General features: G+C 31.1%; 15 protein-coding genes. 1 reads left to right on the top strand and 14 read right to left on the bottom strand.

What is annotated here, in order from left to right; all coding sequences use genetic code 11:
- Positions 1–10 precede the first annotated feature (10 nt).
- From BN350_RS03655 to BN350_RS03715, 13 genes are all read right to left on the bottom strand, one after another.
- Positions 11–1399 carry a sensor histidine kinase gene (locus BN350_RS03655; RefSeq protein WP_028042370.1) on the bottom strand — a complete coding sequence of 463 codons (1389 nt, stop codon included), beginning with the start codon at positions 1397–1399 and terminating at the stop codon, positions 11–13.
- On the bottom strand, positions 1396–2070 hold the full coding sequence (locus BN350_RS03660) for a response regulator transcription factor (protein WP_028042371.1): 675 nt from the start codon (positions 2068–2070) through the stop codon (positions 1396–1398). The genes BN350_RS03655 and BN350_RS03660 overlap by 4 nt, the downstream gene beginning before the upstream one ends.
- A gap of 121 nt (positions 2071–2191) precedes the next feature.
- Positions 2192–5650 (bottom strand): SEL1-like repeat protein, encoded by a 3459-nt coding sequence (locus BN350_RS03665; protein WP_028042372.1) that lies wholly within the window; start codon positions 5648–5650, stop codon positions 2192–2194.
- A gap of 16 nt (positions 5651–5666) precedes the next feature.
- Complete coding sequence (locus tag BN350_RS03670) at positions 5667–7322, bottom strand: hypothetical protein (RefSeq protein ID WP_044600098.1); 1656 nt, start codon at positions 7320–7322, stop codon at positions 5667–5669.
- Positions 7315–8238: a DHH family phosphoesterase gene (locus BN350_RS03675; RefSeq protein ID WP_028042374.1), complete on the bottom strand. Its 924-nt coding sequence runs from the start codon at positions 8236–8238 to the stop codon at positions 7315–7317. Before BN350_RS03675 ends, BN350_RS03670 begins: the two co-directional genes overlap by 8 nt.
- Before the next feature lie 86 nt (positions 8239–8324).
- Positions 8325–10511, bottom strand: a complete 2187-nt coding sequence (locus tag BN350_RS03680; RefSeq protein WP_028042375.1) for an Abi family protein — start codon at positions 10509–10511, stop codon at positions 8325–8327.
- A gap of 90 nt (positions 10512–10601) precedes the next feature.
- Positions 10602–11798 (bottom strand): acetate/propionate family kinase, encoded by a 1197-nt coding sequence (locus BN350_RS03685; protein WP_028042376.1) that lies wholly within the window; start codon positions 11796–11798, stop codon positions 10602–10604.
- 863 nt (positions 11799–12661) lie between these two features.
- Complete coding sequence (locus BN350_RS20175; RefSeq protein WP_028042377.1) at positions 12662–13537, bottom strand: YitT family protein; 876 nt, start codon at positions 13535–13537, stop codon at positions 12662–12664.
- Between the two features lie 46 nt (positions 13538–13583).
- Complete coding sequence (locus BN350_RS03695; protein WP_028042378.1) at positions 13584–15038, bottom strand: glycoside hydrolase family 1 protein; 1455 nt, start codon at positions 15036–15038, stop codon at positions 13584–13586.
- Positions 15039–15093: 55 nt separating this feature from the next.
- Complete coding sequence (locus BN350_RS03700) at positions 15094–15444, bottom strand: PTS lactose/cellobiose transporter subunit IIA (protein ID WP_028042379.1); 351 nt, start codon at positions 15442–15444, stop codon at positions 15094–15096.
- A 6-nt stretch (positions 15445–15450) separates the two neighbouring features.
- Positions 15451–16680, bottom strand: coding sequence for a PTS sugar transporter subunit IIC (locus tag BN350_RS03705; RefSeq protein ID WP_028042380.1), 1230 nt, complete (start codon positions 16678–16680; stop codon positions 15451–15453).
- Between the two features lie 11 nt (positions 16681–16691).
- On the bottom strand, positions 16692–17006 hold the full coding sequence (locus BN350_RS03710; RefSeq protein WP_028042381.1) for a PTS sugar transporter subunit IIB: 315 nt from the start codon (positions 17004–17006) through the stop codon (positions 16692–16694).
- Between the two features lie 99 nt (positions 17007–17105).
- Positions 17106–18023 (bottom strand): DUF7916 family protein, encoded by a 918-nt coding sequence (locus BN350_RS03715; protein ID WP_028042382.1) that lies wholly within the window; start codon positions 18021–18023, stop codon positions 17106–17108.
- 173 nt (positions 18024–18196) lie between these two features.
- Here BN350_RS03715 and BN350_RS03720 point away from each other — a divergent pair, with 173 nt between their 5' ends.
- Complete coding sequence (locus tag BN350_RS03720) at positions 18197–20098, top strand: BglG family transcription antiterminator (protein ID WP_028042383.1); 1902 nt, start codon at positions 18197–18199, stop codon at positions 20096–20098.
- A 29-nt stretch (positions 20099–20127) separates the two neighbouring features.
- Here the strand turns inward: BN350_RS03720 and BN350_RS03725 are convergent, their stop codons facing one another.
- The gene (locus tag BN350_RS03725) at positions 20128–21000 is read right to left on the bottom strand and encodes a Cof-type HAD-IIB family hydrolase (RefSeq protein WP_028042384.1); all 873 of its coding nucleotides are present in this window, start codon (positions 20998–21000) and stop codon (positions 20128–20130) included.
- Positions 21001–21333 lie beyond the last annotated feature (333 nt).

Raw genomic sequence — 21333 nt, forward strand, 5'->3', positions numbered from 1 at the left:
AAATCCTTTCTTAAGAATGATTATCTTTCTTAATTAATCTTTCACCAATATGGAAAGACCTCACTTGAGGAAGTCTAACAATAAACTGGCTTCCCCCATCTTCTCTTGATTTTACATCAATCGTTCCCTGATGCAAATCAATAATTCTTTTAACGATAGATAATCCTAAACCATTACCTTCCACACTTCTTGACTTATCTTGTCGATAGAATCTTTCAAAAATATGTGAAATAGCCTCCTTACTCATTCCAACTCCAGTATCCTGAATTGTCACTTCAACTTCTTTAGAAGTCTTTTTGATAGAAATTGTCACAACACCATTATCATTGGTATATTTAATTGCATTATTCACAAGATTAATCCAAACTTGTTCTAATCTAGATTCATCTGCTTCAATAATAACATCATTTTTAGGAATATTAAATTCAATTTCAATATTCTTACTCATTGCTAAATTATCCTGTGTTTCAATTACACGATTCAATTGTTCTATAAGTGAAAATTCACTTGTTTCTATTTTAACATCCTCACCATCTAAAATCGTCAACTGTAACATATTTTTAGAAAGTGTAGAAAGTCTTTTGCTATGAAATAAAATAATATCAGCATACTTTTGTCTTTGTTCATCAGTCAGTTTCTCATTCTTTAAAATCGTTGCAAAACCTTGAATAGCAGTTAAAGGTGTCTGAAACTCATGAGAAACATCAGAAATAAACTGCTGTCGTGTTTCTTCTTGTTTAGCTAATTGTTGGGCCATCTGATTAAAACTGCGATTTAAACGAGCAATTTCATCATTTCCTGAATAATTAACACGCACACGATAATTTCCCTTAGATAATTCATTAGTAGCTTTATTCAAACGTGAAATAGGTTTAACAATAATATCAGCAATAACTAAAAAAGTAATACTACCAGCAATCAACATACAAAATACTGCAATCATTGCCGAATCAACAAAAACCATTTCTTTTTTTCCAATATCTTTTTGAACAAAAACAATATACTCTTGTCCATTCACTTCAAAAGACTTTGCTAATTTACGCATAGAAGAATCACGTAAAGAAATCGTTTTGCCAAGATTCTCTTCCAATAACTGATGTTCTTTTGTCGTTAATTGTCGTCCAGATAAAGTCCCATAAACTTCCTTATGACCCTGTGTCTCGATAAAAAAACTCACTTCTGAAGTAGACGCATAGCCACTTAAAACCTTAGGAAGATTATCATTATCAATCATTGCTAAAAAATCAGCAATCAATTCTGTTGAATTATTTAATTCTTCAACTGTTAATCTTCCTAATTCATCTGAATTTTTACGTAATGAAAAATATCCTGCAATTGAAAAACTAAAAAGAATACTTGCTAGAAAACCTAAAATCAATTTTCCATAAATGGATTTCATTGTTCAACCTCAATCTTATACCCTAATCCTCTCACAGTAACAACCTTAAAACCAGGCAAATGACCTAAGTTCTCTCTAATACGCTTGATATGAACATCTACTGTACGATCAAACCCGTCATAATCCATTCCCCATATTTTTTCAATTAACTGTTCACGTGTGAAAATCTGATTCGGATTTTTAGCCAATTCAAAAGCTAATTCAAATTGTTTAAGTGGCAGATGAATAGTTTCATCAAGATAACGAATTTCATATTTATCACCATCAAATACAACATCTTTAATTTGAACTATATTTTGACTATTAATGCTATAACGTTTTAAAATTGTTTTGATTCTTGCTAATAGTTCATCTGGATCAAATGGTTTTGTCACATAGTCATCAATTCCCAAAGAAAATCCTCTTAATTTATCCGTAGATTGTGATTTTGCTGTTAACATAATCACAGGAATATCTTTAAATTCCTTCATTGATTCAACCAACTGAAAACCATCCATCACTGGCATCATAATATCTACAATAGCTAAATCAATATATTCATTCTCAAGTATTTCTAAAGCATCTTCACCATTAGATGCTTCCATAACAGAAAATCCTTCTTTATCCAAATAAAAACGAATCAATTCCCTAATATGCTCTTCATCATCAACAATTAAAATTTTAGATTTCATGATTATACACCTCAATTCATTTTGTAATTATATCATAATTACAAATAAATTCCTATAATTATCAAGAGATTTGATTGACAAACCAAGAAAAACAGTATCCCATAATGAGATACTGTCTAACTTAGTGTTTATTTCTTTTAAAAATTGAAAAACCTTTTTTAGTTTGTGACTTTGATTCAATTTCTTCCATTAATTCTTTTGCATCATTAATTTCACAATCAATCGCTTTTTGACACCATTCTTTAGCTAGTTTTAGATCAATATCAGTACCTTGCCCATAAGTATAAGCACGAGCTAAATTAAGATAGGCATGCTCATCTTCACCTTTGGCGGCAGCTACAAAAAGTTTATAAGCTTCGTCAAAATCAATCTTAACACCATCGCCTTCTTTATAACATACACCTAAGTTATTCATCGCACCATAATGTCCACGTTCAACAGCCTGGTGATAATATTCAATAGCTTTATCCATATTGCGATACTCTTCCTCTGCTTCAAAATCATATAAAACAGCGAGATTGTACATTGCTGAAACATGACCTTTACTAGCAGCTATAGTAAAATATTCAATCGCTTTTGATGTGTCTTTTTCTACACCTAGTCCCGATTTGTAGAGATTTCCCAATGCATAGTATCCTCTTGAAAAATCAGCCTCTTTCGCCTCAGTATAATATTCTATAGCTTTTTGAAAATCTTTTTCAACTCCACGTCCAACTTCATACATATAACCAAGAGATATACAGGCATCTAGATAACCTTGCTCATAAGCTTTTGTGTAATATTCTATAGCTTTTGTATAATCAACTTCATTCGCAATACCAAATTCATAGAAACGACCAACATTGAAATAACCACGAGCTGATCTTGCATTTGCTGCCCTTTGATAATATTCAAGTGCTTTTTGTAAATCTACTTCTAATCCAATACCATCTTCATAACAACAAGCTAAATTACATAACGCAGGTGGATAAGAAGCATCTGCTGCTTCCTTGTATAAAGCAACTGCTTTTTCTTCATCCACTTCACCGGCTCTTCCTAATTCATAAAACAAACCTAAATTTGATAAACCTCTTGGATAATGAGTTGCAGCAGACATTTCATAGTATTCTTTGGCCTTTTGCATATCTTCTTCAACACCAATTCCATTTTCATAACAATAACCCAAGTTACACTGAGCGACTTCATCACCTAAATCAGCTGCTTTTTGATAATATTCTACAGCTTTTACAGGGTCACACTCTACTCCTGTTCCTTCTTCATAAAACAACCCTAAATTGCATAAGGCACGTGTATAATTATATTGGGCTGCCTGTTCATATAATTCCTTAGCTTTTTCATAATTAGGTTCACCTTCAAGTCCTTGTTCATAAAGATAACCCAAATTACATAAAGCACGTAAGTTGTTTTGTTGACAAGCCAATTCATAATATTCTCTTGCTTTCTCAATATCACGTTCTACTCCAATTCCAACTTCATAACAGTAACCAATATTACATTGTGCAATATCGTATCCTCTATCAGCCGCAATCATATAAACTTCAAAAGCTTTCTTTTCATCAATTTCTGTTCCAATTCCTGCCTCATAACAATAACCAAGATTTGTTGTTCCACGTAAGTTTCCACCAGCACTTGATTTCTGGTAATAGGAAAAAGCTTTTTCTAAACTTCTTTCACAACCCAATCCATGTTCATAGAAATATCCAATCGTACACATAGCAATTGGATCACCAAGATCAGAGGCCTTGTTATAATAATCAAAAGCTTTTTGTGGATCCTTTTCAACCCCTACACCTTCATCATAGAAATATCCCAGATTACAAAGGGCACGTGTGTAATCATATTGAGCTGCCTGTTCATAAAGTTCTTTGGCTTTTGCAAAATCAGGTTCACCATCAATTCCTTGTTCATATAAGAACCCTAAATTACATACTGCTCGTAAATTATTCTGAGTAGCAGCACGTTCATAATAATATTTTGCCTTTTGAAGATTTTTTTCAACACCAATACCTACTTCATAACAGTATCCCAAATTACAAATAGCAACATCATAATCTAAAGCCGCTGCTTTTTCATATGTCTCAACTGCTTTTTGGGGATTAACTTCAGTTCCTATTCCAGCTTCATAACAATATCCAAGATTTGTCATACCACGTAACCTACCCGCATCACTTGACTGTTGATAATATTCAAAAGCCTTTTGTAAATCAACTTCACAACCAATTCCATTTTCATAATAGAATCCAAGCGTACATAAAGCACCAGAATCTCCATAACCTGCTGCTTTTTCACAATATTGAAAAGCTAAATCTTCGTTTTTGTCTACACCTATACCATTTTCTAAATAATAAGAGTATTTACACATAGCATAAACGTAGCCAATATCTGCACTGCGTTTTAAATATTCCATAGCTAATGGCATATTTTCATCTTCAATTAGCTTTCCATATGACATCATGGCACGTGGATAACCCATATTTGCACTTCTTAAATAAAGTTCTTTGGCTTTTTCAATATCTGTTTCTACTCCAATACCCATTTCATAACAATAGCCCAAATAACAATGCGCTGGTGCATAATTACGATCTGAAGCCTGCTGATACCAATAAACAGCTAATTCAGCATTCTGTTCAACACCTTCACCGGCTTCATAGAAATAACCTAATTGTAACTGTGCAACTTCTAATCCTTCATTAGCAGCTTCCTGATACCATGATGCTGCCATACTTAAATCTTCAGGTACACCGACTCCATATTCATAACAATAACCCACACTATATTTAGCTTGTGTAAATCCATAATCTGCAGCTTGTTTATAATGTGTCATCGCTTTAATTTCATCTTTGTCAACACCTTTACCAAAGCAATAACATTCTCCTAAATAATAAAGCGCACGAGGATGATTTTTAGCAGCCGCTTTTTCAAAATATTCAAAAGCTTTTTCTAAATTCACTTCACAGCCAATTCCTTCATAACAGCAATATGCAAAATTACAAGCTGCCACTTCATCATCTAAATCAGCTGCCTGCTGATAATAGGCAACAGCTTTTTCTTTATCAATAGGTGTTGCTAATCCAACCTCATGCATATAACCAAGAGAACAAATAGACTTTGCATGATTTGTGCGAGCTGCTTTTTGATATAATTCAAAAGCACGATATTCATCTTGAACACGTTCTGTTCCATTCATATATTTTAATGCTAATTGAAATAAATCTTCTTCTAACAAAGGTGTTTCTTCATCTTCAAGATGAGAAATAACAGATAATAAACAAATATCAGTACCTATAATCTGATTATCATTTTCAATATAATAGTGTTCTTCTTTTAAATATGGAGAATGAGATAAATCAGGAAATGCACTCACATCATATTTCATCATCACATCATATACATTTCTTTCAATTTCACTTTCCTGACAAAGAACAGTCTTCACTTTCATCAATGCATATTCATTTTCACTGCCACGATCATCAACTAGATAAACCCATGCCATATCATCATAATTCATTGCAATAAAATCTACTTTCCATTGTCCAAACAATGGCTCATACATCTTCAAACGATCCATTAATTCATTCATGTTATCCCCTCCATCATTATTTTATTTGAATAGATGAAACTGTCTGACTAGATGCTTCATCATCTACATATTCAATTGTTACTTCACTTCCACTCTTTAATAAAGGTAAACCACTATTTAAAGAAATAGGTGCAATAAATGTTTTCTTTTCACCCTCTAATTCAAAATAATACTGTGAATTTCCATTCACAACTGCCTCTTGAATAGCAGTGATTTTTGCAGTAACAGTCTTTGTATCAAAATCAACCTTGACCTTGCCATTATCACTCAATAACTGATAATATCCTTTTTCAGCCTCAGCAACACTATCACCAACTGAAACAATCTGATAATTTTCAACACTTACAAAGGCATATTTTTTCACTAAACCAGCACTATCTTTTAAAGATAAGAAATAAGTTGGCTGTCCACCTGCGTTAATCAAAATAGGGAAAGTCGCTGTATACTTCAAGTTCTGAACTTTACCTTCAGCGGAAGACATAGCCGAAAATTCTTCAGCACCACTAATTGCATAGTATTTAGATTCTTTTGTACGCATATTGATTAATGCAAATCCAACATTTGATGCATCACTTGAAACAGATGTTAAACCTGTATATAAATAAACATCATCATTTAATGCAATATAGTTATATCCATCAGTTGGTTTTAATACACCCTTTTGTGAAAAGATTGTATTAAAGTAACCATTTGTATATTTACCCCAATTTTCTAATTGTGTTAATAATAAATCAGAAGGATAAACACGATCAACCCATGTAGGCACTTTATCTATATCATAATACTGACTGCTACCATCAATTGCATCAACCAAAATAGCACCAGTAATATCTTTGCCACCAAACAAACCAATTTTATAAGTATATGTTGGTGCTATCCAATAAGGATGCCCATCATCATTAATTTCAAATGTTGGTGTTTCTACCATCTTTGTAGGATAATGAAGACGAATATGACGATTAATATTTCTAAAGAATAAATCCGAATGAGAATATTTCATTCCCTCTTCTAAACGAACAACTTCACTTTCTTGGGTTACCATATCAACACGAATATAGGCAGGTAATCCTTCACCATGATTAGTAAACCATTTAATAAAATCACTATATGAAATCGTTGTCACTCTAAACGGTTTATCTTTATAATTGATTTGCCCATATTCATCATCAACTTCAAACTGTGAAACATAATCCACAATTTCTCCCATCTTACGATCACCTAAACGCTCAGCACTATCTTTATCAACAACTGGAATAGACTGATAATTCACTTTTTCATTATCAGCAAAGAAATCAGCTTCTTTATCCACATCTAATTGTTTTTGATAACTTGATGCATGAAAGATAGGTGAACTAATGAGTTGTCCAATAAAAACATAAGCCATTAAAATGGCCGCAACTCCAAGAATTGTTTTATTCACTTTATCAAAAGAAGCATTAAATAAACTTCTTAAACCAATAAAAATTATCAAACAGAAACTTAAGAAAAAGACAAAGTCTGGTGATCTTAAGTTAACTGGCAATAATGTAAAATATTCTGCAATTATAAAGAAAATAAATACAATCACAAGTGCTTTCACTGTACCCATCTTGCGTGGTGTGCGATTCTTAAAAAAATCTCCGTGCTGATTTTCAGTCACTCTCCCAAAAAACTTTTCAAATATTTTATCCATTCAATTTCTCCTTTAATTTCCCAACTAATATTTCTAATTCATCTAATGTCAGTAAAGTTGCTCCACTGGCATAGGCATGTCCGCCCCCTCTAAATTCGCTTGCAATTTCATTAATGGCTATATCCCGACTACGAATACTAACACGATAATTGTTTTCTTCCACATTTTGTGTAATCGCCATCCACACTTTAAATTCCTCAAAATTAGCCAATGTATTCACATAGTTTGATCCTTGTGATCGGTTAATTTGCAACATTTCTAAGTCTTGAGCACTCAAATAATACCAGGCAACTTGTCCGTCTTCTTGATAATTGTTGTAAATGAAACGAGTGACTTCCAAATCTTTTTTATTTCTCATATAAAGTGATTGATAAAGTTTCTCTATATTAATTCCAGCACTCAGCAAATAAGCCGCAGCTCCAAATGTTTTTTGGGATGTAGAACTATATAGGAAACGATTACTATCACCTATAATTCCTAAATAAAGAGACTGTGCTGCATTTATTGGCAAAGCCACATGTGCTTCTTTCAACAGCAAAGCAACTATTTCACTACATGAAGAAGCTTCCACATCTTCAATATTAAAATCACCATATGAATCCACAACAATATGATGATCAATCTTTAAGATTCGATCACAGTCTGAAATATCTCCATCAATACGTTCACGATTAGCTGTATCTAAAACAATTCCTAAAGTTGAACCTTTGATCAATTGACTGACTTCAAAAGATGGAAAAAGTGACAAAAGTTCACTTTCCATATTTCCTGCTAATACAATATTTTTTTGTGGAAATAAAGTTTTTAAAGCATGGTACATCCCAAATTGAGATCCAAAAGCATCTAAATCAGGATTCACATGTCGATAAATAACAATTTGATCAAATTCTTTTCTTACTTTTAATATCCTATCCATTATTATCACCTTAATCACTATAATATCATAGAATGTCCTTAATATGAACCATGAACCGTAATTATTTATAATATATGGGAAACTCTTTAAACAAGTTTCCCATTTAAATTCATTTTAGAAGACTTCTCATTTTCCAAAATTGTTCTCCAAGTCTTTGGAAAAGAATAATCTTTTTGAAAATCAAAAGCATTACTTTCACGATTGGCTTTTCTAATTAAAATCCCTACATCATCAATAAAATCTTCAATATTACTCATATCAGGAGATAATCTTGTCATTATCAATGTATAATAAAACAAAGAAGAATGTTTTAAATCATCATCATATCCATTAGCATCAACATCTTTTGTCATGATCGGACGTAATTCTTTTAAAGATGATAAGCGATAAAGACTTTGATAATGAGCACAACGATTACGTAAATTACTTAAGCTCATCATCCAGCTACAAAACGTCTGAGGTGTAAGATGATAAAAATATGTTCGGAGATATTCGGATTTATCGTAATAATTTAAATTTTCAAACAAATTAATAATCCAGCCAAATGTCATAATTCCTGCAGCTGTAGAAAATGGTAAAGCATATTTATAACGCTGATATTCTTCAATAACCTGCAAGTTGTTATTTTTCATTTCATCATCAATACGATCGTGTAACAACTTCACTTGTTCATAATGATCCTGATAATCAGAAAATAAATTTCCTATTAAATAGCCTCTTTTATAGAAAGGCTGATATGTTTCTTCCATTAAATATTTTTGATCATAACGATTTGATAAAAAATAAGTAAAAGTTGAACGAAAATACATTTCAATATCTTCTAAAATGCGTTGATATTCAAAGCGTAAGGAACGATCTAACTTCATAATAACTTGTAAATCATGTAAAGTCATCCCTGGCGATTTTAAGAGATAAGCATTCACTTTATCATATCCTATCTGATAAACCAGTGATTTAAGCCAATCTAACTGTTGATGATCAGAAGGTGCTAGAAGATGGACAATCTTTTGTATATCAACTGGGTTATCCTGAACACTTTCTTTTAAAACATTGAACTTTCCAATTTTAATTGTTTCATGGCTATCCTCTACGTTGATTGAAACATCTTCTTCGTCAACACAATTATCTTGTTCATTTTCAATGAAGTCTTCTATTTTCTTTTTTGACACTGACAACAAACGACGTAATATTTCTTTGTTTTTGAGACCACTTTCTCTAATATCAGATATTAATTCTTCAAGTTTATTTACAGTTTCTTCTTTATCCTCTAATTGTTGAATATCATTATAGAATTGGTAAAATTCTATCACAAATGGATGGTCTTGTAGTTCTTGGATAATTTGTGTTTTTTTATAGTATAAATGATTTTCTTTATAGAACCATTCAATGATTTCAAGGTCTTGCTGATTGATTATAGGTTCTTGATGATTATGTGAAATACTTAAGGGTTGTTGATTCTGTATTAATGTTTGATAATGCGTAAGGTGCTCATCAATGGCCGACTGTAATGTGAGTATCGATGAGTATTGCTGATAATCATGACTTGTATATGTACTTAATTTTTGAAATGATTCTGTTTTTAATTGTGTAAGTTCTGCAATCATCAGCTGAGGATCTTTAAGACTATTGATAAGGCGATTCAATTTCTTATAGGTTTTCATAACCAGTTTATCAATTTTCTTATCTCTGTTTTGTTTTTGAAGTTCTAACTCACTTTGATAATTTTGTTTCGCAATAGCTAATAAATAGCCTGTTTCTTGCTGAAAATAATCATTAATCATATGACGCATAACCTTACCATGATCATTTTTTTGATATATAAAGTCATCTTTATTTGCTTTATTTTGATAATAATATTTTGCGAGTAAGTAACGTGTTACATCTTCTATATGATGTGAATTTTGAATGCTTCCTATAGCCACCTGTGATGTCATCAAATTCATATAATCGCTTAATCGGGAAACTGTGGTGATAAAGAAATGATATGTATCTAATTCATGATATAAGGCATATTCATCTGTGAATTCTGAATTTTCGATAATCCATTGGATGAGTTCATTTTTGATATCACTCTCTAAATCCTGATAAATTTCACTCATCAAATCTAAAAAGTTAGAATAATCATGATGAAGTGTTTCTTTAATTTCATCTATAATAAATTCATTATTTTCAGTTTTATTCATACACTGAACAAATAGTTTCTTGCTTTCTTTTTCATCATTAGCTATTTGAAAGAGTTTTCTAAAATCAGATTGATCCCATACCTTTTTCATAGAACATACCTTCCTTTTTTGATTCACTGTCATTTATATTATAACATATTATTTAAGCAATATGTAAAAAAGAAGAACTTGAAGTTCTTCTTATAAGTTTAACAATCTTACTGTATCTCTTGCAATCATGACCTCTTCATTTGTTGGAATAACCATGACTTTGATTTGTGAATATTGATGAGAAATAACTCTATTTTCTGAACTTCTCACAGAATTCAGTTCTTCATCCAAGAAAACACCAAAAGCCTTAGAAACATCATCAATAATAATACGTCTTAAATATGCTGCATTTTCTCCAACGCCTGCCGTAAAAGCAATAGCATCACAACCACCAAGTTCAGCATAATAAGCACCAATATATTTAGAAACAATACGCGCATATAATAAACCAGTTAATAAAGCTCGCTCATCTCCATCATGAAATAATGCATTTTCAATATCTCTTGAATCTGAAGAAATACCAGAAATACCTAACATCCCAGATTTCTTATTATAAATATCTAATACTTCATCAGGTGTTTTATTTAATTTCTTACATAAATAAGGCATAATTGATGGATCAACATCACCACAACGTGTTCCCATCATCACACCAGCAAGTGGTGTAAACCCCATCGATGTATCAATACATTTCCCATCTAACACTGCTGAAATACTTGCACCATTTCCAAGATGACAAACAATAACACGTGATCCCCTAGGTTTTCCTAACATTTCAATGACTTGTTCAGAAACATATTTATGACTTGTTCCATGTGCACCATATCTTCTTACCTTTAAGTCAGTATAATATTCTAATGGTAAAGGATATAAATATCTTTCCTGATCTAATGTTTGATGAAATGCTGTATCAAATGTGAAAACATGTTCTACACCTGGTAAAGCTTCTTTAAAAGCACGATATCCAACCAAGTGTGCTGGATTATGTAATGGTGCTAATTCGCAAAGTTCTTCAACTTTAGCGACAACGTCTTCATCAACCACAGCACTATCACTAAAATATTCACCACCATGAACAATACGATGTCCAACTGCATGAATTTCACTTAATTCTTTAACAACACCTTCTTCAACAAGTGCTTTTAATAACATATCTACAGCTACCTGATGATCTGGAATGGGACAAGTTGTTGTCTTTTTTTCTCCATTATATTTAATCGTAAAAATACCATCATCCATTCCAATTCTTTCTACAATACCTGAAGTAATAACTTCTTCACTTGGCATGTTGAATAATTGAAATTTTAATGATGAGCTTCCTGCGTTTACCGCCATAACTTTTGTCATATTCTTATTCCTCCTACATACATATTACTATTGTACCTAAAATAAGACATAAACTCAACATTATTTTGAAAGCGATAACAACTTTTTACTTTAAATATTCATCTATACTAAAGTCATTCATGCAATAATCTTTAGAACATCTTCCTCTGTTTGAATATCAAACAGAAAATCAGTTAATAACTCCAACTGTTTATCTTGACTTATTTCAATTTGTTCTTTTGTTTTTCCAAGAAATTTATTCTATTGTTCTTTAACAGCCTAATTAACGTTCTTAGCTAATCTTTACGCCTTCTGCTCTAAACAATATAATTGCTTTACATATACTTGTTTTCTTTTTCTATGTAACCAATCAATTTAGTGACACTTATCGTTGTCAAAATAATCATTATAATATATCTGCATGTTATTTGTATCCTTATCCTATATATAGAATCTTTGTAATGCCATTCAAACCTTCTGATGATCAATACAACTGAGTTTTGCAACAACCATATCTATCATATTCACAATGATTCCAGTTCATTCATCTTATCACTTAATACCTGTGAAATAGTTAATTGTCTGCTGATATTCAATTGCAATGAAGATAGTCAAATTATATGGTAAAGTTTATCTGGTTTAGGATATCCCTGCTTTCAAAAAGAACAAGATTAGCAAAATAAACACACCTTTCAGGATTTTTTTAAATACTCAGCAAAACCATCAGATGGTTTTGTTATTAATACAATCATATATACTCTTTTTCTAAAGAAAAAATAAACACATATTAGTAAAATATATCTTAAGGATATTATACAATAATCGCTCAAAGAAAAGAGTTTTTCATTCCCTATTTTTTATTTTAATTCATATAGTATCAAATTTTATAAATATTCTGATTTTATGGTAAAGCCTCTTCCTTTTACTTCATTAATATCTGAAACAATGATAAAAGCTGTCTCATCAATAGAATAAATTGAATCTATTAAAAGAGGATAATCCTTTGTATCAATGACTACCATAAGTACATGAGTTTCTTTTTTGGTATACCCTCCTAAAGCTTTCATGATTGTTGTTCCGCGATCTATTTTTTGATGAATCATATCATTGATTTTATCCATTTCACTACTCATAATCTCAACTTGTTTCAGTTTTTGCGTTCCTAACAACATAGTCTGATTAATGATATATGAACATATCCATACAGATATAATCCCATAAATAGCTGCTTCAATCCCATTTGCGATGGCTCCAAACAACACTGTCATCCCATCAACCATCAGAACTAAACCAGATAATGATAAATGTGTATATTTATGAATAATCAATGGAATAATATCCATTCCTCCAGTACTGCCGTTCTTTCGATAGACTAACCCTATCCCTAATCCAATTAAAGCTCCACTACATAAACTGGCAATAAAGGAATCAACTTGGAATAATCCGATTGGTAATAGCGTATACAAATAACTCACCAGACTTAATAAAATCGGATAACATATTGTACTAATTAAGGTTTTTAATGCAAATGCTTTTCCTAGAATAATAGTTCCTATCATAAATAATACATAGACAAGAATCTTAATTGTTAATTCTTCCTGAAAGCCAAAAAATGCATTTAAGATAACTGCTAATCCTGCTGTTCCTCCAACAAGTATTTTATTAGGAATAACAAAGCATACTGTTGACACTGCGATCATAAGATTGCCTAAAAGAACCATCGAAATATCTTGTAATATATCATATTTATTTCTTTTCATATTCTTACCTATTATTATAAAAAGTGTATGGAAATCCATACACCTTTTACAATATCTCTCCATTTGATGTTGTGACTTGTTTATACCATTCAAAACTATCTTTCTTATATCTTTTTCTTGTTCCTTGTCCAAAATCATCAATATCAACATAAATAAACCCATAACGTTTACTCATTTCTGAAGAAGAACAACTGACAATATCAATTGGTCCCCATGGATAATATCCTAATAATTCAACCCCATCATGAATAGCTTCTTTGATTTGTTCAATATGAGTTTTATAATAAGCTATACGATAAGGATCATGGATTTTATGATCAGCTGTTAATTCATCAAATGATCCAGAACCATTTTCAACAATCATCATAGGCTTTTGATATCTTTCATATAAGAGATTAAGTGTTATTCTTAATCCAATTGGATCAAAAGACCATCCCCAATCATTCTCTTGTAATGTATTGTTTTTGACAAATCGCTTATAATTTTCTTTTTGTCCTTTTTGATATACAGCTGCATTTGTCATCACTGTATAATAATATGAGAAAGTTAAGAAATCAGCTGTATTTTTTAAATCCTCTTCGTCATTCTCAGAAAATTCAATATGGATATTTTCATCTTCAAAGAAACGATAAGCATAACCTGGATAATATCCTCTCATCAAAACATCTGAGAAAAAGTATTGTTCCATTTGATTAAACTTCATTGCTGCTAATTGATCCTCGGGTTTCGCTGTTTCACCATAAGCTAATTCAGCTAATAACATCATTCCAATTTGAAAGTTAGGATTTATACCCTTAGCTATTTTTGTAGCTCTGGCACAAGCCACTAATTCATGATGAACACCCTGATATTTAGCTTGTATTAAGTTTTCAACCTTATCACTAGGTATTCCTAAATGATTGAATGATTCATGAACAATAAGATTAATTTGATTCACTAAAATCCAGTATTTAACTTTATTTTTATATCTCTTAAAAATTGTTTCACAATAATGAGTAAAGAAATTTATCATTTGACGGTTATACCATCCATTGTAATGGGTTGCTAGATAAAGAGGCATCTCATAATGTGATACTGTCACTAATGGTTCTAAGCCTAAAGCAAGCATTTCATCTAATAAATCATCATAGAATTGTAAACCTTTTTCATTTGGTTCTAATTCATCCCCTTGTGGGAAAATTCTTGACCAGCTTATAGATATTCTCAGTGAATTAATACCAAGTTCAGATAATAATTTTAAATCTTCTTTATACGTATGATAAAAATCAATACCATGACGTTTAGGATAATAATTGATTTTATCTTCAATAGCTTTTTGAATATCGGCTGTAGAAATTTCTTTGTTTGATTTTTTCTTGATATCTTCATTGGGATTATAAGGGTAGATATCCTGAACGCACATTCCTCTGCCATCTTCTAAATAGGCTCCTTCGCATTGATTGGCAGCTAATGCTCCACCCCAAAGGAATCCTTGAGGAAATTGTTTTGGATTTGTTTTCATTGTTAACCTTCTTTCGTTTTATTCTTAAATATTATATTTTAAGGGAGAATATGATTTAAGAATTTTCTAATTTATTTTCCAAAGCAGCTAATCTTTTTTCATAACTGCTTAATATTTTAATCATTTGTTTAGCAATATTAATTTCACTATATATCGTCATTAACGTATCCTGAGCATGAGCAAATAGAAGTGAATATTCAGATTTTTCCCCACTGGTTTCTGCCTGAATAGCATCAGTTTGAACCTTGTGTGCTAAAGTAATTTTAGTTTGGGCATCCTTGATTTTTTCAGTTGCCAAATCCATATTGGCACTAGCTAAAGCATCTAATGCCTCTTTGCATGATACTCTTGCATCCCCAGCATGAAGGATAATTTCCATTGCTATTTGAACTGTTTTTTCATCCATCATCTATCACTCCTTTATCATTTCTTGTTCTTCTGCTAAGCATTGTCTTTCATAAACCTTAAAGAAAGGATACCAGACAAAACCAGTAGCAATAAAAATAACAACAACTAAAATCACACCTGTCATCGCTCCACTGGTTGCTAACCATGTCGCAATTGGTGAAGGACAATACCACAATTGAAATAAGAAATCCGGAATTGGAGCAAAGGCAATAACTTTTGTAAATAACCAAGCCAGGGAACAGGCAACAATACTATTTAACCACATTGGAATCATTAAAATAGGATTCCATGCAATGGCACCAAATACTAATGGTTCATTGATATTAAATACTGAAGGAACAATAACTGCTTTTCCTAATGCTTTTAATTTTGTTGATTTGGAAGTACAGCATAAGATTGCTAAGGCAAGTGTACAGCCAGCACCACCAATTGCTAAATAAGCATATTCAAATGAATTTGTAAAAACATTGACTGCTCCTGACATATTTGCTGTAATTGCAGCTAATTTAATAGGTGTTGTAATGGGTGTTAATACCCATGCTGAAATTCCCATTGAATATAAGATAATTGTAATGAGATAAATAAGCACAAAACCCCAAAATGTTTCAGTAAAATATTGTAATGGCATAAAGATATTTAATATCGTATTATAAACATCAAAACCAATGATATCAACAACAACCCATCCGAGAATAACTATACTGCCAACTGGTAGCATTTGATCAAACCAAGCTTTAATAAAATCTGGTAAAACAGAATCTTCCTTGAAGAAAGAAAACTTTCCAAACATTCTAATTATAATACCCGCAATGATTCCGGTAATAATCGCAATAAACATTCCCCCAGCACCAAAAGCACTATGAGAAAAGCCAATTGCTTCATCAGCTATCAATTGTGGTGTAATGGTTATACCAAATAAAATTAATCCACTTAATCCAGCAATAATTCTTGATTTTCTTAATTTACTTTTTTCCATTAAATTAAATGGTACTAAGAAAGCCATCATTAATGAGATAACTCCCATTGTCCATCCTTGAGGTACCCAAAAATTAGGCCACCATGCAAGGTTAAATATTGAACCAGGCAATGTTAACATTGAAAAGATTGAGCCTAAAAAGATTAATGGCATTGTTTGGTTAATAGAATCTTTCAATGTAACAACCCAGATATTATGATTGATTTTATTCATTTTTGGTGAAAAACTTGTTTCCATCCAGTCTAGTAATTTCTTCACTTTTCTTCTCCTTATTGTTCCATCACTTCTTGCAGATGTTCAATAGCCTTTTGACCATTTAATGTTGCATAATATTCAGCTTTCATTAAAATCACTTTAACCGGTGCATCTCCAACATAATCTTCAACATCATCTAAAATATATGCAAGATGCGGTCCAACCATCAAGGCATCAATTTCATCTATATAATTTTCAATTTCTGATTCACTGCGTGCTTTTATATCCAAATGTAATCCCATCTGTGTTGCTGCTTTTCGCATATTGGCAGCCATAAAACCAGAACTTGCTCCTGAACCACAAACTAATAAAATACGTAATTTATCCATAAATCCTCTTCCTTTCTTTGTATTATCATTATACAAAATAATATCAAAACATGCGACTTGTCTTTTGCACGAGTAACGTGCAACTTTTTAAATCAACCTTTATCTTAAGGGTGATGTTGCCATACGATTATAAGTATGCCTTTTACCTCTTACGACAAGACTATAAATCATAGTTGATTCTGGTGTTGCTCCAGCATATCCAGCATCACCAATATGATGCATATCAGTTCCTGTCATCTTTGCCATTAAAGCAATCTGACGCAATGTTTGCTGGTCACTATCTTCCTGTGAAGTCCCAATAGCAGTTAAAGTCATAACACCGAAGCTATGTGCATAATCAACAAGTTCTCTGATAAAGTTTGTTGTTATGCCAGGAACAGTCCCTGGAGCAGGCAAAATAATAATATCAGCTCCTGCTTTGGCATATCCCTTGACAATGTCTTTTGAAATAATATGACTCCCAGCTTCTTTTAGACTTCCTGCAGCATGCATTTTTCCAGCCATAATAATCATGTTATCGCCTATAAGTTCTTTGGCTAAAGCAACTTGCAACATGATTTCCTGATTTGTGACACCGGTATTTGGATTACCTGTTAAACTTATAAAATCCATTCCTAATTCCTGACATTTTAAGAGTGTTTCACGATTTGATATACGACCGGGACTTAGTTTTATAAACTCAGTTGAGTCCAATGTTGCCTGAGGAATGGCTTCTAAGTTTGTACCTACTAACTTACCTGTCAATCTTTTGAGTTCTCGAATAGAATCTTGTGGATGAGCAACAGGTAAGTTTAAAATAAACGGATGCATGACATCAAATACATTGAGCATCAGACAATCGGCACCCATTGAAGCATATAGTTCACCTAAACAGGCATTTTTTAATGCATTAGGTGCATCTATTGTGGTGACTTCAGATACAATAATTCTCCCTTCACTTTTTTGAATTCCTTTTAGCTTTTCTGTCTTATTCATTTGGGCAATCTCTGAAGCTGTACAATCTAATAATCTTTTCATTTCTTTCTCTCCTTTCCTTTGTACACCGTTATTATCTAATCAATTTCTTCTAATTTCCACTCAACATTTTCCTCTATAGGCGTGCAAATAAAGGTCTGCACGCCTATAAGTGCAAAATAATAGTGGATTATTGTTTTCATCTTAAAGTATAATGATGATAAGGAGATGGTCATATGTTAAATCGTAAATACGAAAAACTTATCAAGATACTTTTAGAAAAAGATATAGCTATAAGTGCTGCTCAACTCTCTTCAGAAATGAATGTTTCGATTAGAAGTATCAAAACATATGTACATGATATTAATGATCTCTATCCTGATTGTATTCATTCTGATGCATCTGGATATATTATTCAACATCTAATAGCTACTCAGGCACTGGCAGAAGAAACAACCATTCCTCAGACAAGTCATGAAAGAGTCATCTATATTATAAATAAACTTTTGCAAGCTGCTACGGATACATATGAACTATGCGATCTTCTCTATGTCAGTTTATCAACTCTTAAAAACGATTTAAAGAAAGTCAAAACAATGATTAAAAAATATGATTTGTTATTACAAAATAAAAATGATGTCTTATCTATTGAAGGACTTGAAATCAATAAAAGAAAGCTTGTCAGTTCTATTCTTTATAAAGAAAGTAATATTAACTTTGTTGATTTAACTGCTATTCAAAATAACTTTAAAGATATTGATATCTTTTATATTAAAGAAGTTATTACTCAGGTCTTTAAAAAACATCTATATTTTATTAATGATTATTCTTTAACCAACTTAATTCTACATATTGCGATTGCGATAGATCGTATACAGAATAATAATTCAGCAACTTATCAGTATCATGTTAATCATCTTGCTCAACATGAATATGAATTAGCCAAAGAAATATCTATCCAGTTGCAAGAATATTTCCATATTATTTACAATGATAATGAAGTTTGTGAATTAGCTATTTTATTAATGTCACGAGCAACTTCCCTGAATTATCATAATATAAATAAAAAGAATCTTTATCAATATATTGATAAAGATGTTATTCAACTTGTTTATAAATTAATCGATTCTATTCAATCATTTTATTTCATTGAATTAGAAGATCCTGAGTTTTTTATCAGATTTGCTTTACATATTAAAAATTTACTCATTCGTTCACAAAATGCTCACTTTTCTAAAAATCCTTTAGTCCAAGAAATTAAAGCTGGCTGTCCATTGATATATGATATATCTGTTTATGTATCATCAATTATTAAAGAGGAAACCGGTGTACAAGTGAATGATGATGAAATTGCTTATATTGCTTTTCATATTGGCAGTACTATTGAAACACAAAAAGAATTGCAAAATAAAGTCACGGCTGTTCTCTATTGTCCTCAATATTATGATATGTCAACGAATTTGGTCTACCAAATTCAAAATCATTTCTCACATCAATTATTAATTAAAGATGTTGTTAATCAGCTTGAAGATATGAATCATGAATCAGTTGATTTCATTATTTCAACTATTCCCATTCATACTCTTCCTTTACAAAAATCTGTTCAAATTCATATATTTTTTCAACAACAGGATATTTTAGAAATAGAAAAGAAAATCAATGAAATAAAGTTATTTAAAGAAAAACAGGTTTTTCAAAATAATCTTGAAAAACTTTTATCTAAGGAACTCTTTGAAGTCAATATTCCTTATGATAATCAAAATGATATTATTGATTATATGTCTTTTCAATTATATCGCAAAGGTTATGTTCATAAGAATTTTCAACAACAAATATGGGAAAGAGAAGAAATGTCATCAACTGCTTATGGGAATTTTGCGATTCCTCATGCGATGAAGATGGAAGCAAAAAAGACAGCCATTTCTATCTTGATTTGTAAAAAAGGGATTCGTTGGGGAGATGAAACTGTTCAGATTGTTTTAATGATGTGTTTTCATGCTAATGAACGTTATTTGTTTAATCAGGTCTTTGAACCAATTACAAAAATTCTCTCTGAACCTATGAATATTACTCTACTCTCTCAATGTCAGAATTATTTAGATTTTATTCAGACAATGGTATCTCTTTATCAAATATAAATATGAGGAACCGAATCGGTTCCTCATATTTATAATAATTCTAATTCTTGTAATATTTGGAACCCTTCAAAAACAGCACCTTCATCAACTGTTGTTTCAAGCTGATAGGATGAAGCTTCTTTAGCTAATGAGCAAGCATTTTCTGGAGCAAATGAATACTGAAAATGTCCTAGCATATCACAATCATTCTCTCCATCTCCAAACACGGCAACTTCATCATCACGATAGCCTTTTTCTTTTATAACTTTTCTTAACATTTTTCCTTTATTCATTATATTGGTTGTAATTTCCATGTTTTCTTCATAAGAAGAAGAAATATCAAGATTATCTATATTTAATTGTTTCTTAATACCTTTAACAAGTTCAACATCATGATGACGGGCATCAATTTTTAATACTTTAATACCTCTATCAATGATTTCATGAGGACTTGTCACATAATGAAAATCTCTTAAATATCCCTCTCTTGTTGTAAAGGTCTTTTTTGGCAACTGCTCATCTGGAAATTGCTTAGAATGTAATAATAATTTCATATGATAATCCCAGAAATCATCTGCTTCTAATAATGAATATTTCCCATGATCAGTATGTATCGCCTGTAAATACCCATAATCATTTAATATATCAGCAATCTTTTGAAAAGATTGATTATCCATAGGATATATTTCATTAACAGTCTGATTATAATTACAATATTGTGTTCCATTATTTAATATTAAATCACAATTCAAATGATATGCTCTTAAAAAATCTATAACCATATTATAATCTCTTCCTGTTGCAATCATAAACTCAATTCCTTGTTGCATATATTTTTTTAATGCTTGATACGTTTTCTCTTCAATTGTATCATCTCTTTTAATGAGTGTTCCATCTAGGTCACATACAACGCACTTAATCATATCTATGTCCTCCAATGTTTTTTATTATAACAAAATTCTATGAAGAATTAAGATTTTTTCTTGAAGAGAAAAATAGTTTCTAAATTTTATTAAAGATTCCAAACATTTATATTTCATTACTAAAATCATCAGACATTATAAAAAAGTCTTATAAATCAGATAATATTTCTATTATTCATTTTAATAATATTCAAACACTAAATATAAGATATACTTCACTTACTATATCAGATCCGTATAATTCTATTAATTTTTTTCACAATAATAAATATCAAAAAAATAATAGTAAACATATTACATTTGAAGCTATGTAAGATACTACTAAAAGAAAAT

The organism is Candidatus Stoquefichus massiliensis AP9 (assembly GCF_000455285.1).
GTDB classification, from domain to species: Bacteria; Bacillota_I; Bacilli_A; order Erysipelotrichales; family Coprobacillaceae; genus Stoquefichus; species Stoquefichus massiliensis.

Bases quoted from the DNA above. Each gene is read 5' to 3' on its own strand.
- BN350_RS03665 (WP_028042372.1), bottom strand. From the start codon at position 5,650: ATGAATGAATTAATGGATCGTTTGAAGATGTATGAGCCATTGTTTGGA.
- BN350_RS03710 (WP_028042381.1), bottom strand. From the start codon at position 17,006: ATGGATAAATTACGTATTTTATTAGTTTGTGGTTCAGGAGCAAGTTCT.
- BN350_RS03720 (WP_028042383.1), top strand. From the start codon at position 18,197: ATGTTAAATCGTAAATACGAAAAACTTATCAAGATACTTTTAGAAAAA.
- BN350_RS03670 (WP_044600098.1), bottom strand. From the start codon at position 7,322: ATGGATAAAATATTTGAAAAGTTTTTTGGGAGAGTGACTGAAAATCAG.
- BN350_RS03660 (WP_028042371.1), bottom strand. From the start codon at position 2,070: ATGAAATCTAAAATTTTAATTGTTGATGATGAAGAGCATATTAGGGAA.
- BN350_RS03685 (WP_028042376.1), bottom strand. From the start codon at position 11,798: ATGACAAAAGTTATGGCGGTAAACGCAGGAAGCTCATCATTAAAATTT.
- BN350_RS03715 (WP_028042382.1), bottom strand. From the start codon at position 18,023: ATGAAAAGATTATTAGATTGTACAGCTTCAGAGATTGCCCAAATGAAT.
- BN350_RS03675 (WP_028042374.1), bottom strand. From the start codon at position 8,238: ATGGATAGGATATTAAAAGTAAGAAAAGAATTTGATCAAATTGTTATT.
- BN350_RS03680 (WP_028042375.1), bottom strand. From the start codon at position 10,511: ATGAAAAAGGTATGGGATCAATCTGATTTTAGAAAACTCTTTCAAATA.
- BN350_RS03695 (WP_028042378.1), bottom strand. From the start codon at position 15,038: ATGAAAACAAATCCAAAACAATTTCCTCAAGGATTCCTTTGGGGTGGA.
- BN350_RS03655 (WP_028042370.1), bottom strand. From the start codon at position 1,399: ATGAAATCCATTTATGGAAAATTGATTTTAGGTTTTCTAGCAAGTATT.
- BN350_RS20175 (WP_028042377.1), bottom strand. From the start codon at position 13,537: ATGAAAAGAAATAAATATGATATATTACAAGATATTTCGATGGTTCTT.
- BN350_RS03725 (WP_028042384.1), bottom strand. From the start codon at position 21,000: ATGATTAAGTGCGTTGTATGTGACCTAGATGGAACACTCATTAAAAGA.
- BN350_RS03700 (WP_028042379.1), bottom strand. From the start codon at position 15,444: ATGGATGAAAAAACAGTTCAAATAGCAATGGAAATTATCCTTCATGCT.